This is a genomic window from Microbacterium pasadenense (genome assembly GCF_047246565.1).
Classification (GTDB): domain Bacteria; phylum Actinomycetota; class Actinomycetes; order Actinomycetales; family Microbacteriaceae; genus Microbacterium.
Genome location: NZ_JBFOKN010000002.1, coordinates 155,647 through 168,959, shown reverse-complemented (window position 1 = coordinate 168,959; position 13,313 = coordinate 155,647). Strand labels below are relative to the sequence as shown.

Annotated in this window: 16 protein-coding genes; 10 read left to right on the top strand and 6 right to left on the bottom strand. The window is 71.4% G+C overall.

Features of this window, described 5'->3' with window-relative positions; translation table 11 throughout:
- Positions 1 to 14 precede the first annotated feature (14 nt).
- Both AB3M83_RS06905 and AB3M83_RS06900 read right to left on the bottom strand, forming a co-directional pair.
- Positions 15 to 542 carry a DUF6264 family protein gene (locus AB3M83_RS06905; protein WP_412946318.1) on the bottom strand — a complete coding sequence of 176 codons (528 nt, stop codon included), beginning with the start codon at positions 540 to 542 and terminating at the stop codon, positions 15 to 17.
- A complete protein-coding gene (locus AB3M83_RS06900) occupies positions 539 to 1,573 on the bottom strand; it encodes a 4-hydroxy-3-methylbut-2-enyl diphosphate reductase (protein WP_412947840.1) in 1,035 nt (344 codons plus the stop codon). Before AB3M83_RS06900 ends, AB3M83_RS06905 begins: the two co-directional genes overlap by 4 nt.
- 133 nt (positions 1,574 to 1,706) lie before the next feature.
- Here AB3M83_RS06900 and xseA point away from each other — a divergent pair, with 133 nt between their 5' ends.
- The 7 genes from xseA to AB3M83_RS06865 all read left to right on the top strand — a co-directional run bounded on the left by xseA (position 1,707) and on the right by AB3M83_RS06865 (position 7,584).
- Positions 1,707 to 2,957, top strand: coding sequence for an exodeoxyribonuclease VII large subunit (gene xseA, locus AB3M83_RS06895; protein ID WP_412947839.1), 1,251 nt, complete (start codon positions 1,707 to 1,709; stop codon positions 2,955 to 2,957).
- A 10-nt stretch (positions 2,958 to 2,967) separates the two neighbouring features.
- Entirely contained in the window at positions 2,968 to 3,189 is a 222-nt protein-coding gene (locus AB3M83_RS06890) for an exodeoxyribonuclease VII small subunit (protein WP_412946316.1), read from the top strand.
- Entirely contained in the window at positions 3,189 to 3,806 is a 618-nt protein-coding gene (locus AB3M83_RS06885) for a DUF4245 family protein (protein ID WP_412946313.1), read from the top strand. The genes AB3M83_RS06890 and AB3M83_RS06885 overlap by 1 nt, the downstream gene beginning before the upstream one ends.
- 53 nt (positions 3,807 to 3,859) lie before the next feature.
- The gene (locus AB3M83_RS06880; RefSeq protein ID WP_412947838.1) at positions 3,860 to 4,468 is read left to right on the top strand and encodes a carbonic anhydrase; all 609 of its coding nucleotides are present in this window, start codon (positions 3,860 to 3,862) and stop codon (positions 4,466 to 4,468) included.
- A 71-nt stretch (positions 4,469 to 4,539) separates the two neighbouring features.
- The gene (locus tag AB3M83_RS06875) at positions 4,540 to 5,937 is read left to right on the top strand and encodes a class II fumarate hydratase (protein WP_412946311.1); all 1,398 of its coding nucleotides are present in this window, start codon (positions 4,540 to 4,542) and stop codon (positions 5,935 to 5,937) included.
- Between the two features lie 10 nt (positions 5,938 to 5,947).
- Positions 5,948 to 6,931 (top strand): sensor histidine kinase, encoded by a 984-nt coding sequence (locus AB3M83_RS06870; protein ID WP_412946310.1) that lies wholly within the window; start codon positions 5,948 to 5,950, stop codon positions 6,929 to 6,931.
- Positions 6,928 to 7,584 (top strand): response regulator transcription factor, encoded by a 657-nt coding sequence (locus AB3M83_RS06865; RefSeq protein WP_412946308.1) that lies wholly within the window; start codon positions 6,928 to 6,930, stop codon positions 7,582 to 7,584. The genes AB3M83_RS06870 and AB3M83_RS06865 overlap by 4 nt, the downstream gene beginning before the upstream one ends.
- A 63-nt stretch (positions 7,585 to 7,647) precedes the next feature.
- Here AB3M83_RS06865 and phoH2 read toward each other — a convergent pair whose 3' ends face one another.
- The 3 genes from phoH2 to AB3M83_RS06850 form a co-directional block, all read right to left on the bottom strand.
- Positions 7,648 to 9,003: an RNA 5'-3' helicase PhoH2 gene (gene phoH2, locus AB3M83_RS06860; protein WP_412946307.1), complete on the bottom strand. Its 1,356-nt coding sequence runs from the start codon at positions 9,001 to 9,003 to the stop codon at positions 7,648 to 7,650.
- Between the two features lie 165 nt (positions 9,004 to 9,168).
- A complete protein-coding gene (locus tag AB3M83_RS06855) occupies positions 9,169 to 10,362 on the bottom strand; it encodes an aminotransferase class V-fold PLP-dependent enzyme (RefSeq protein ID WP_412946305.1) in 1,194 nt (397 codons plus the stop codon).
- Between the two features lie 67 nt (positions 10,363 to 10,429).
- Positions 10,430 to 11,215: an isoprenyl transferase gene (locus AB3M83_RS06850; protein ID WP_412946304.1), complete on the bottom strand. Its 786-nt coding sequence runs from the start codon at positions 11,213 to 11,215 to the stop codon at positions 10,430 to 10,432.
- 120 nt (positions 11,216 to 11,335) lie between these two features.
- Between AB3M83_RS06850 and trhA the strand changes: the two genes are divergently transcribed.
- Complete coding sequence (gene trhA, locus AB3M83_RS06845) at positions 11,336 to 12,040, top strand: PAQR family membrane homeostasis protein TrhA (RefSeq protein WP_412947837.1); 705 nt, start codon at positions 11,336 to 11,338, stop codon at positions 12,038 to 12,040.
- Here the strand turns inward: trhA and AB3M83_RS06840 are convergent.
- Positions 12,012 to 12,290: a hypothetical protein gene (locus tag AB3M83_RS06840; RefSeq protein ID WP_412946302.1), complete on the bottom strand. Its 279-nt coding sequence runs from the start codon at positions 12,288 to 12,290 to the stop codon at positions 12,012 to 12,014. The genes trhA and AB3M83_RS06840 overlap by 29 nt on opposite strands.
- Before the next feature lie 60 nt (positions 12,291 to 12,350).
- On the opposite strand from AB3M83_RS06840, the gene AB3M83_RS06835 reads away from it, so the two are divergent.
- Both AB3M83_RS06835 and greA read left to right on the top strand, forming a co-directional pair.
- Positions 12,351 to 12,752 carry a DUF4307 domain-containing protein gene (locus AB3M83_RS06835; RefSeq protein ID WP_412946300.1) on the top strand — a complete coding sequence of 134 codons (402 nt, stop codon included), beginning with the start codon at positions 12,351 to 12,353 and terminating at the stop codon, positions 12,750 to 12,752.
- Between the two features lie 72 nt (positions 12,753 to 12,824).
- Entirely contained in the window at positions 12,825 to 13,307 is a 483-nt protein-coding gene (gene greA, locus AB3M83_RS06830) for a transcription elongation factor GreA (RefSeq protein ID WP_412946297.1), read from the top strand.
- Positions 13,308 to 13,313 lie beyond the last annotated feature (6 nt).

The window sequence follows — 13,313 nt, the reverse complement described above, 5'->3', positions numbered from 1 at the left end:
CGGCGTCGGGGGGCTCAGCCGCCGGTGGCGAAGTGGCGCGCCACCGCGGGATCGCCCACGATCGGGACGACCAGGCACAGACTCACGATGACGAACGTCACGATGGCGCCGACGAGCGGGATCCACCACGTCACGCGCCGTCGCGCCAGCGACCACCACGACAGCCCGGCGGTCAGCAGCCAGCCGACGATGAAGATCGCCGCGCTGATCCCGCCCCAGAGGGCGCCCTGAGCGGTGTTGGTGAACCTGCCGTCGACGCCGGCGACGTCCATCCACGTCTCGGCGAAGGCGGTGAAGTCGACGAGCTGAGGGATCGCGCTCACGACGGTCACCAGTCCGTAGGCGAGCAGGACCGCGGTGAGCACCCGGTCCGCGAGCCGCGTCGGCTGGGGACCGACCGTGGTGGCCGGTGCGGTCGGAGGCTTCGGATGGTCGACCGCCGGCGCCGCGACCGGCTCGGCGACAGGCAGGCCCATCGCCGCCCGCTGCTGCTCCGGGGTCGCGTACTCGCCGTACTGCGGCTGGGGCCGCGGATCGCTCACGAGCGGTTCCGGCCTCCGAGCGCACGCTCATCGCGGCGGCCGGCGATGTCCTGGCGCAGCTCCTTCGGAAGGGAGAACATGAGGTCCTCCTCGGCCGTCTTGACCTCGGCGACATCCGCGTAGCCCGCGCCGGCGAGGTCGGCGAGGACCTCTTGGACGAGAACCTCCGGCACCGAGGCTCCCGACGTGACGCCCACGGTCTCGACACCGTCGAGCCATTCCTGCTGGATCTCGGAGGCGTAGTCCACCCGATAGGCGGCCTTGGCCCCGTACTCCAGCGCGACCTCGACGAGCCGGACGCTGTTCGAGGAGTTCGCCGAACCGACCACGATGACGAGGTCGGCATCCGTCGCGACCTTCTTGATCGCGACCTGGCGGTTCTGGGTGGCGTAGCAGATGTCATCCGAGGGCGGGTCCTGCAGGTTCGGGAACCGCTCGCGCAGGCGACGGACCGTGTCCATCGTCTCGTCGACCGACAGCGTCGTCTGCGACAGCCACACGACCTTGTCGGGATCCTTGACCACCACCGTGTCGGCCTCGTCCGGCGAGTTGACGACGGTGACGTGCTCGGGGGCCTCGCCCGCGGTGCCCTCGACCTCCTCGTGACCGTCGTGGCCGATCAGCAGGATCTCGAAGTCGTCCCGCGCGAACCGGACCGCCTCACGGTGGACCTTGGTGACGAGCGGGCAGGTGGCGTCGATGGCCTGGAGCCCGCGCTCAGCGGCCGCACCCACGACCGCCGGCGAGACGCCGTGCGCGCTGAAGACGACGTGCGAGCCCGGGGGCACCTCGTCGACCTCCTCGACGAAGATGGCGCCCTGCGCCTCGAGCTCGGTGACGACGTGGATGTTGTGGACGATCTGCTTGCGGACGTACACGGGCGCGCCGTACCGCTCGAGCGCCTTCTCGACGGCGATCACGGCGCGGTCCACGCCCGCGCAATAGCCGCGGGGAGCGGCCAGGATGACGCGCTTGGATCCCGCGACCGGACGGTCGACGAGCCGCCCGCGGGCTCCCGGGATCCGGGGCATCGGCAGGGAGACGGCAGTAGAGGTCACCCCCCGATTCTACGAACACCTGCCTGGGTAAGGGGCGTGTGCGCAAGGATGGGTGTCCGTGACGACGTTCCAGACCGCCGCCGGCGCGACACCGCCGCCGGATGCCGTGCATCCGCGCGACTCCTCCCCCGACACGCCGACGTCGGTGTCCCGGCTCAACGAGACGATCCGCGACTTCGTGCAGAAGTGGGGTGCGGTGTGGGTCGAAGCCGAGATCACCGCATGGAACGTCCGCGGCGGCCATGTGTTCGGCCGGCTGAAGGATGCCGGCGGAGAAGGCATGCTGTCGTTCCGGATGTGGTCCTCCACGCTGCAGCGGACGCCCGACGATCTGAAGGTCGGCGACCGCGTCGTGGCCTGCGTCAAAGCGGACTACTTCGTCAAGACCGGCGACTTCAGCTTCACGGTGTCGTCGATGCGGCACACCGGCCTCGGCGACCAGCTGGAGCGGCTGGAGCGGCTGCGGTCCCAGCTCCGCGCCGAGGGCCTCTTCGACCCGTCCCGCAAGAAGCCGATCCCCTTCCTCCCCCACGTCATCGGCCTCATCACCGGCGAACGGAGCGACGCCGAGAAGGACGTGCACCGGAACGCCGAACTCCGCTGGCCGCACGTGCGGTTCCGGACGATCCACGCGGCGGTGCAGGGCGACCGCTGCGTTCCCGAGACGATCGCCGCGCTGAGAGTCCTCGACGCCGACCCCGACGTGGACGTCATCGTCATCGCTCGGGGCGGCGGCGACCCGCAGACGCTCCTCGGCTTCAGCGACGAGCGCCTCGTGCGGGCGGTCGCCGCGGCATCCACGCCGGTCGTCTCCGCGATCGGCCACGAGAACGATCATCCGCTGCTCGACGACGTCGCCGACCTGCGCGCGTCGACGCCGACGGATGCCGCGAAGCGGGTCGTACCGGACGTCTCCGAGCAGCGAGCCCTCGTGCAGCAGCTGCGCAGCCGCGCCCGGACCCGGCTCACCCAGCGGATCTCGCACGACATCGCGAACCTCCAGCAGCTGCGCTCGCGCCCGGTGCTGCGCGAGCCGCAGTCGATGCTCCTCGGCCGCACGGTCGAGCTCGACTCGCTCACGAGCCGCGGCCGCGACATCGTTCGGCGGAGGTGGGATGCCGCCGCACGCACGACCGCCGAGCTCCGGGCATCCCTGCGGGCCCTGTCGCCCGGCGCCACGCTCGACCGCGGCTACGCGATCGCGCACCTCGGCGACGGCGTCATCGTCCGCGACGCGGACCAGGCTCCTGCCGGTGCGGCCGTCGTGGTGACCGTCGCACGCGGATCGTTCGCCGCCCGGTCGGAGGGCGAGCTGGCGGAGTCCGAGGGGGCTTCGGACGCCCTGCCGCCGACTTAGGATGGAGGACATGACCAGCGACGCCGGCGATGTGTCGAGCCTGACCTTCGAGCAGGCCCGCGACGAGCTCGTCCAGGTGGTCGCGCAGCTCGAGCAGGGGGCACCGACCCTCGAGCAGTCGCTGACCCTGTGGACCCGCGGCGAAGCCCTCGCGGCGCGCTGCGAGGAATGGCTGCTGGGGGCGAAGCGGCGCCTCGAGGAAGCCCGGCCCGCAGAGGGGGCCGGATCCTGATGGCGGGTCAGCGCGTCGTCGCCGAGCTGGGTCGCCCGGAGACCCCGGAGGAGACCGCCGCACGAAAGGCGGCGTCCTCGCAGCGGTACCGCTCGAGCCAGACCTTCCGGAACCTCATCGCCGCGCTCCTGGTCTGCGTGGCCATCGTCGCCGTCGTCATCCTGGGCGTGCCGCGCGGAACGCCGGCCGAACCGGCCCCGGTCGATGTGCAGGCCGCCGCCGACCGCGCCGCCGAGGCGGTCGGTCACGACGTCATCGTCCCGGATGCGCCGTCGGACTGGCGCACCAACTCCGCCCGCATCGAGGGCGGCGAGTGGCGCGTGGTCTACGGGCCCCCGTCCGGATTCGTCCGCGTCTCGCAGGCGTTCGACGCGCCCGACAACTGGGTGTCGACGCTCCTCGGCGGCTACGCGCCGACCGGCACCGTCACCGTCGACGGCATCCAGTGGGACGTGTACGACCTGGCATCCCCCGTCGACAACGTCTCGTACGCGCTCGCGACGGATGCCGGCACCGACACCATCACGATCTACGGATCGGCCACGGCCGAGATCGCCGAACGGGCGGCCACGGGCCTCGGCGATCAGATCCGCGACCTGCGAGAGGACCTGGGTTGAGCACCGAGACACGCGCCGTCGAGAACGCATCCCCCGCCGACGTCTGGGCGGAGATGCTCGACGGCAACCGACGCTTCGTCGCGGGCGAACCGCGCCACCCGCGCCAGGACGCCGACCGCCGCTCGGAGCTCGCTCACGTCCAGCGGCCGGTCGCCGCGCTCTTCGGCTGCTCGGACTCGCGTCTGGCGGCCGAGATCATCTTCGACGAGGGCCTCGGCGACCTGTTCGTCGTCCGCAACGCCGGACAGGTCATCTCCGACTCCGTCGTCGGCAGCCTCGAATACGCCGTCGCGGTGCTGAATGTGCCGCTGATCGTCGTGCTCGGCCACGACGAATGCGGTGCCGTCCGCGCGGCCATCGACTCGACCGCGGTCGACGCCCCCGCGCTCCCCCCGCGCATCTGGCGCCAGGTCGCCCCGATCGTGCCGGCGGTCCGACGCGTCCTCCACGCCCACGAGGGAACGACGGCCGACACGGTGGACGCCGAGGAGGTCGGGCGCGAGCACCTGCGCGACACCGTCGCCGAGCTGCTCCACTCCTCCGAGCTCATCACCGAGGCCATCGCCGAGGGCCGGCTGGCGATCGTGGGTGCGAACTACCGCCTCGCCGACGGCACCGCCGTCCCCGACGTCGTCGTCGGCGACGCGGACCGCGCGAACTGACCTTCCCCGCGCGCCGCCCCGCCCCGGAGCCCGCCGCACCACCCCCACAGGAAACGAGGACGTGACCCGACATGGCTGAACCGATCGAGTACCGGATCGAGCACGACACGATGGGCGAGGTGCGCGTCCCCAAGGATGCGCTGTACGCCGCTCAGACGCAGCGCGCCGTCGAGAACTTCCCGATCTCCGGGACCGGACTGGAGTCGTCCCAGATCGCCGCCCTCGCGCGCATCAAGAAGGCGGCCGCACTGGCGAACAAGGAGCTCGGCACGCTCGACGCCGGCATCGCCGACGCGATCGCCTGGGCCGCCGACGAGGTCGCCTCCGGCGCGCACGACGCGCACTTCCCGGTCGACACGTACCAGACCGGGTCGGGCACCTCGTCCAACATGAACATGAACGAGGTCCTCGCGACCCTCGCGTCGGGCCGGCTGGGCTCGACCGTGCACCCCAACGACCACGTCAACGCGTCGCAGTCCTCGAACGATGTCTTCCCGACCTCGGTCCACATCGCGGTGACCCAGGGACTCATCGACGACCTGATCCCCGCACTCGACCATCTCGCGGTCGCCCTCGAGGCGAAGGCCGAGGCGTGGCGGAGCGTCGTCAAGAGCGGCCGCACCCACCTGATGGATGCCACGCCGGTCACCCTCGGCCAGGAGTTCGGCGGCTACGCGCGTCAGATGCGGCTCGGCATCGAGCGCGTGCAGTCCGTCCTCCCTCGCGTCGGCGAAGTCCCCCTCGGCGGCACCGCCGTCGGCACCGGCATCAACACGCCGCTCGGCTTCCCGCAGAAGGTCATCGAGCTGCTCGCCGCCGAGACCGAGCTGCCCATCACCGAGGCGAAGGACCACTTCGAGGCTCAGGCCAACCGCGACGGCCTCGTCGAGGCATCCGGCGCGCTCCGCACGATCGCGGTGTCGCTCACGAAGATCAACAACGACATCCGCTGGATGGGCTCCGGCCCGAACACGGGCCTCGGCGAGATCCACATCCCCGACCTGCAGCCGGGCTCGTCGATCATGCCCGGCAAGGTCAACCCGGTCGTCCCCGAAGCGACGCTCATGGTCGCGGCGCGCGTGATCGGCAACGATGCGACTGTCGCCTGGGCCGGTGCGTCCGGCTCCTTCGAGCTCAACGTCGCGATCCCCGTGATGGGGACGGCTCTGCTCGAGTCCATCCGGCTGCTGTCGAACACGATGCGCGTCCTGGCCGACAAGACCATCGACGGCCTCGAGGCGAACGTCGAGCGCGCCGCTTCGTACGCCGGCATGTCGCCGTCCATCGTCACGCCGCTCAACAAGCTCATCGGGTACGAGGCCGCCGCGAAGATCGCGAAGCATGCGGTGGCGGCGGGGATCACCGTCCGCGACGCCGTCATCGACCTCGGCTACGTCGAGCGCGGCGAGCTGACCGAGGCGCAGCTGGACGAGAAGCTCGACCTGCTGTCGATGACCCACCCGGGTTGATAATCAGACGGTGAACACCACCGCGGGCCGCCCACGTCGGAGCACGCCGGGCCTCGGCATCCTGCTCGTCGTCTCGGCCGCCGGCTTCGTCGCCGTGGGCGCCGCGATGATCGTCGTCGTCCTGCTGGCGGCCCCGGCGGCCGCCGGCTGGACAGCCCTCGCCTGGCTCGTCGGCTCGGTCGCGGCCGTCGTGAGCATCGGGGTCATGGGCTGGGCGCTGCTGGAACGGCGCACGGAGCCGGCCGCGGGCGACGCCCGCGACGCCGCCGACACGGCTTTCGGGGTGCAGCGTCGGCTGCTCGACGACGTCCGGCACGAGCTGCGGACGCCGATCGCGATCGTGCGGGGCCACCTCGAGGTCATGGATGCCCGGGATCCCGATGACGTCGCCGCGATCCGCGACCTCGGGATCGCGGAGCTCGATCGGATGACGCGGCTCATCGGCGACATCGACGTGCTGGCCGCCGTCGAGGCCGGGCAGCTCTCCTACGGCGACGTGGATGTGGCGGCGCTGACCCTGCGGGTGGGAGAGATGGTCGGCGTCATCGGCGACCATGACTGGCAGGTGGAGCAGGTGGCCGAGGCCGTCATCCGCGCCGACGGCGACCGGCTGCTGCAGGCATGGCTGCAGCTCGCCGACAACGCCGCCAAGTACTCCCCCGCCGGCACGTCCATCCAGGTGGGCAGCGCGCTCAACGCCGCGGGCGCGCAGCTGTGGGTGCGCGACCACGGCCCCGGCATCCCCCATTCGATGCGACACCGCATCTTCCGCCGCTTCGACCGCGGCGCCGGAAAGCGCTCCGTCGGCGGCTCCGGACTGGGCCTTGCGATCGTCGACGCGATCGCGAAGGCGCACGGCGGTCACTGCTCCGTCGCGGACACCCCCGGCGGCGGTGCTACGTTCACCCTTGAGATCCCGGTCGGCACGCGAGGCGCACTGCCGTCGCCCGTGCGTGCCGGCGATGTCCTCCTTCAGCGAGAGGCCACCGAATGACCCGCATCCTGATCGTCGACGACGAGCCACACATCGTGTCGCTCGTGTCCCGCGCCCTCCGAGCGGAGGGCTTCGACGCCGTCGGCGCCGATGATGGGCCGGACGCCCTCGAGATCGCGCTGGCGGGTGACATCGACCTCATCATCCTCGACGTCGGGCTCCCCACCATGGACGGCTTCGACGTGCTCCGCCATCTGCGCGCCGAGGGCGTCACCACGCCCGTCATCATGCTGACCGCGCGCAGCGGCACGAGCGACACCATCGAAGGCCTGGACGCCGGGGCGAGCGACTACGTGCCGAAGCCCTTCGCGGTCGCCGAGCTCATGGCCCGCATCCGCTCGCGCCTGCGCGACAGCCTCGCCGGCGCGCCCGTCGTCCTCACCCGCGGACCGGTCACGCTCGACATCCTGGCCCGCCGCGCGAGCGTCAACGGCCGGGACGTGGACCTGTCGGCCCGCGAGTTCGCACTCGCCGAGCAGTTCCTGCGCCACCCGGGCGAGGTCCTCACCCGCGAGGTCCTGCTGAGCCGCATCTGGGGGCTGGAGTTCGATCCCGGCTCGAACGTCGTCGACGTCTACGTGCGGTACCTGCGTTCCAAGCTCGGCTCGGACCACATCGCCACCGTCCGCGGCGAAGGCTACCGCTGGGACTGAGGTCCTCCCGACCGGCACGAAGCCCCCGGCGGACCGTGCCGAGGGCTTCGCGCGCGCCGGGGCTCAGCTGAGCTCGCCGGCTTCCAGCAGATCCGTGACGAGCGCGGCGATCGCGGAGCGCTCCGACCGCATCAGGGTGACGTGCCCGAAGAGGTCGTGGCCCTTCAGCGTCTCGATGACGGAGGCGATGCCGTCGTAGCGGCCGACCCGGAGGTTGTCGCGCTGCCCGACATCATGGGTGAGGACGACGCGCGAGTTCTGTCCGACGCGGCTGAGGACCGTCAGGAGCACGTTCCGCTCCAGGGACTGGGCCTCGTCCACGATCACGAACGCGTCGTGCAGCGACCGACCGCGGATGTGCGTGAGCGGCAGCACCTCGAGCAGCCCGCGGGAGACGACCTCTTCGAGGACGTTCCCCGAGACGACCGAGCCGAGCGTGTCGAAGACCGCCTGACCCCACGGGCCCATCTTCTCGCCCTGGTCGCCGGGGAGGTAGCCGAGCTCCTGGCCGCCGACGGCGTACAGCGGCCGGAAGACGATGATCTTCCGCTGCTGCTGCTGTTCGAGCACCGCCTGCAGGCCCGCGCACAGCGCCAGCGCGGACTTGCCGGTGCCTGCCCGGCCGCCGAGCGAGACGATGCCCACCTCGGGGTCGAGGAGCAGGTCGATCGCGATCCGCTGCTCGGCCGAGCGGCCGTGCAGCCCGAAGACGTCCCGGTCGCCGCGGACGAGCTTGTAGGTGCCGTCACCGACCACGCGACCGAGCGCCGACCCGCGCTCGGAGTGGATGACGAGCCCGGTGTTCACCGGCAGACCGTGCACATCCTCGCTGACCCCGATCTCACTGTCGTAGAGGTCGCTGACCTCGTCGCCGGAGATGTCGATCGACGCGATGCCCGTCCACCCGGACTCCACCGCCTGCTCGGCGAGGTACTCCTCCGCGTGCAGACCGAGGGAGGCCGCTTTGACCCGCATCGGCAGGTCCTTCGAGACGACGGTGACCGACTGGCCCTCGTGACTGAGGTGCATCGCCACGGCGAGGATGCGCGTGTCGTTGTCGCCGAGGCGCATGCCGGCCGGCAGCACCGTCGGATCGGTGTTGGTGAGCTCCACCCGCAGCGATCCGCCGTCGCCGACGGGGACCGGGAAGTCCAGCCGGCCGTGCTCGATGCGCAGTTCATCGAGGTGCCGCAGCGCCTGCCGCGCGAAGTAGCCGAGCTCGGGGTCGTGGCGCTTGCCCTCGAGCTCCGTGACGACGACGACGGGCAGCACGAGCGAATGCTCTGCGAACCGGAAGAGCGCTCGCGGATCGCTCAGCAGGACGGAGGTATCCAGCACGTAGGTGCGCAGATCCTGGTCGAGGGCCGCTTCCGCGGTCCGGGTGAGGTGACGCTGCTGCTCAGGTGCTCGTGTGACCACGACCGACTCCCGCCCCGGGTGTCCACACCCGGCAGTCACGAGTCGACCAGGGGTCACGAGTCGTGAGAGGCCGACTCGAACAGGCTCCTTGCCCGTTGGGATGAACGTATTCGGCCGCCGCGTCGCGCCCCGAAACCGACACGCCGCGGGATGGCGACGCGGAGGTTAACTCTCGGCGCGAGCCGGCGGGTCGAGGTCGATCGGCATCGCCATCGCGTCGAGCGGAGCAAGATCGACGACGGCGGGCGGCGGCGTGATCGCCGCGGCCTCGGCGAAGGCGTCGCTCAGCCGCCGGACGGTGTCGGTGGGCGTCCCCGCGTGCGCGGCGATGCGGATGAGGTCGCCTCGGACGGTGACGGTGAGCCCGTTGTTGATGAGCGCGGCGGCGATCGCGCCGGTGTGCCGGGCCTCCGGCGCGAGGGCGACGATCCCGGCATGCCGCGTGCGATCGGTGAGGACGGGGATGCCGGCGGCGTCGGCCGCCGCCATGACCCGAGCGGCCTGGTCCGCCACTCTGGCGGCGACCTGCGCCGCGCCGGCATCCCGCACCTCGCGGAGGGCCACGGCGAGGCGTCCCGCGTTGACGGGGTCGACGGGTGAGATCGCGTAGGCATCGGCGCCGGGGCGCGGCGGACCGACCTCGAGGTCGCCCAGCTCGCCGACCATGCCGGCGTAGCCGGAGAGGACCGGTTCGATGCGCTCCCGTGCCCGCGGCGAGAACCAGGCGAACCCGGTCCCCCGGCCGGCCCGGAGCCACTTGTACCCGTTGCCGCAGACGACGTCGGCCGCGGCCCAGTCCACGTCGACGACGCCGACGGCCTGGACCGCATCGACGATCAGCAGGCGGTCGCCGATCGCCTCGCGGATGGCGGGAAGGTCGGCAAGATAGCCGGTGCGATAGTCGACGAGGCTCACGGCGACAGCGGTGACATCGTCCGTGAGCGCCTCGCGCACCGCGTCGGCGGTGACCGTGTCGACGGCCGCGGCCAGCTCGCGGACCTCGAGACGACCGAGCGCATCCGCGGCGCGGCGGGCCGCCACGGGGATCGAGGGGAACTCGTGCGGTGAGAGCAGGACAGCGCCGGACAGCCCGAACAGCGCGTGCATGAGTCCCTGCGTCGTCGACGGCTGCAGCGTGACATCGTCGGCGGACGCCCCGAGCATCTCGGCCACCAGCGCGCGTGCTTCGCCGAGACGACCCCACACCAGGTCGATCCCCGACGTCCGCCCGGCCCCCAGCAGCTCGGCGTCGGCCTGTGCGTCACTGCGCACCGCCGGAGACAGCGGGCCGAACGACGCCCAGTTCAGATACCCGGGATCCGCGTCGAAGCTCTCCAGGTACGGCTCCAGGTGACTCACCGGACCATTCTCTCACGCGGGATGCCGCTCATCGAGGGCCGCCGCGGGGGGGGAGGAGGACGCGGCGTCAGCTGCCGAAGCGACGGTCGCGATCGCCGAAGTCGCGGATCGCGCGGAGGAAGTCCACCTCGCGCAGATCGGGACCGAGCGCCTCGACGAAGTAGAACTCGCTGTGCGCCGACTGCCACAGCAGGAAGTCGCTCAGCCGCTGCTCGCCGGACGTGCGGATCACGAGGTCGGGGTCGGGCTGGCCGCCGGTGTAGAGGTGCTCGCCGATCTGCTCGGGCGTGAGGCTCTCGGCGAGCTCCTCGAGCGAGCCGCCCTTCGCGTGGTGCCGGGCGATGATGCTGCGCACCGCGTCCACGATCTCGCCGCGGCCGCCGTAGCCGACCGCGAGGTTCACGTGCAGGCCCGTGTTGCGGCGGGTGCGCTCCTCGGCGGTGCGGAGCGTCCGCGCGAGGTCGGCGGGGAGGATCTCGGCGCGGCCCACGTGCTGGACGCGCCATCCCGGCTCGCTGGCCAGGGTGTCGGCGAGCTCCGCGATGATCTCGATGAGATCGGTGATCTCCTGCGAGTCGCGCTTGGTCAGGTTGTCCGTCGACAGCAGGTAGAGCGAGACGACCTTGATCCCGAGCTCGTCGCACCATCGGAGGAACTCGTGCATCTTCGCCGCGCCCGCGCGGTGCCCGTGGGACACCGTGCTGTAGCCCAGCTGCCGCGCCCACCGCCTATTGCCGTCGATCATCATGGCGACGTGGTGCGGCACGGTGCCCTCGTCCAGCCCGCGGCGGAGGCGAGCGGTGTACAGCCGGTAGAGCAGGCCCCGTCCCTGGGGCACACGGGCTGAAGTCACGTCCCTACGCTACCCCGGTCGCCTTGCCCGGCGCGGCTGCGCGATGTATGTTCCCCCCGGCATGGCACGGGTCGTAGGCTCGATCCCGTGAGCTCGAACACGTCCGCCGACGGCGCAGAGATGCCGCAGCTTCCGCTCGTCGATGCCGCTGCCGCGGGCGCCCAGACCGAACTGCGGCCGTCGTGGCGGGGGTGGATCCACGCGGGGACGTTCCCCGTGGCGGTCGTGGCGGGCATCGTCCTCATCGCCGTGGCCGAGGGAGCCCCGGCCAAGTGGGCGGCCGCCGTCTTCATGGCGACCTCGATGATGCTCTTCGGCAATTCCGCGCTGTATCACCGGTTCGACTGGCAGCCGCGGACGAAGGCGATCCTGAAGCGCATCGATCACGCGAACATCGTGCTGCTGATCGCGGGCACGTACACGCCCATCGCCACCCTCGCGCTGGAGCCGGCGCAGGGGACCCTCCTGCTCGTGCTGGTGTGGTCGGGCGCGCTCGTCGGCATCCTGTTCCGCGTCTTCTGGATCGACGCGCCCCGCTGGCTGTACGTGGCGCTGTACCTGCTGCTCGGCTGGGCGGCCGTGATGTACCTGCCGGACCTGTTCCGGGCGAGCGCGACCATGATGGTGCTCGTCATCGTCGGCGGACTGCTCTACACCGGCGGAGCCGTCGTCTATGCGATGAAGCGGCCGAATCCCGTGCCCGGGCACTTCGGCTTCCACGAGATCTTCCACGTGTGCACGGTCCTGGCCTTCCTCTGCCACTGGGTGGCGTGCCTGCTGATCTCGCTGGACCCGCTCAGCCCTTCGCTGGGCCTTCCGGGCTGACCTCGTCGGGACCCGCATCGCCGGCGCCCTCGCGCGTCGCCGCCTCTTCGGCGTCGAGCTCCGCGCGCACGTCGCTGCGGTACTGCGCCCGGCGGATGCGTCGCAGCATGTCCATCCCCAGCAGCACGATCACGATCGCGACGAGGGCGATCGCGATGAAGCCCTCGACGCCCGGGGTGACGGCCTCGTCGGGGATCCGCGAGGTCGGCGTCGGTGTCGCCGTGGCAGCGAGCCAGAGCAGGTCGGGCATGTGTCCTCATCTCTCAGCCAGAGCGAATAGCCTGGAACTCCAGCCTAGAACGGATGCCGCATGACCCTCGCCGACGTCGACCGGAAGCTCGCCGAGCGCTACGGCCGCACCGGCGCGGCCGTCCGCCGGCGGTGGTGGTGGGCGGTCGGCGTCATCGCAGCCGTCGTCGTCGGGCTCCTCGCCTGGTCGACGGTCGCCGGCGCGCTCGGCAGCGTCGCCGCCGACACGACCGGCTACAAGGTCATCGACGAGCGCACCGTCACGGTGTCGCTGCAGGTGTCCATCGCGCCCGGGACCGACGTCGCCTGTGCGATCGAGGCGCAGGACGCGGAGCACGGCATCGTGGGCTGGAAGGTGGTCGAGTACGCGGCATCCGACGCCCACACGCGCCGTTTCACCGAGACGGTCCCGACGGTCGCCGCCGCGACGAACGGTTTGGTCCGCTCCTGCTGGATCCTCTAAGCTGTCTGTTCCGCGCCCCGGCCCGTCTGCCGGGGCGTTTGGCTTACCCATCGACCGACCACGGGAGATCACGTGTCCACTGAGACCTTCCTCACTCAGGAGGCGTACGACCGCCTCGCCGCCGAGCTCGACGAGCTCTCGACGACGGGTCGCGAGGAGATCGCCAAGCGCATCGAGGCCGCCCGCGAAGAGGGCGACTTGAAGGAGAACGGCGGCTACCACGCCGCCAAGGACGAGCAGGGCAAGCAGGAGGCGCGCATCCGCACCCTCCAGCAGCTGCTGAAGGACGCCAAGGTCGGCACGGCGCCGGAATCCGACGGCACCGTCCTCTCGGGCACCGTCGTCACCGCGCTGGTCGCCGGTGGCGAGGAGGTCTTCCTGCTCGGCAACCGCGAGATCGCGGCGAACAGCGAGCTCGACGTCTACAGCGAGGCATCGCCGCTCGGCGCGGCGATCCTGGGCCTGCGCGAAGGCGACAAGACGTCGTACACCGCGCCGAACGGTCGCGAGATCGGCGTCGAGATCGTGAAGGTCGAGACCTACGCCGGCCAGTGAGCCGCG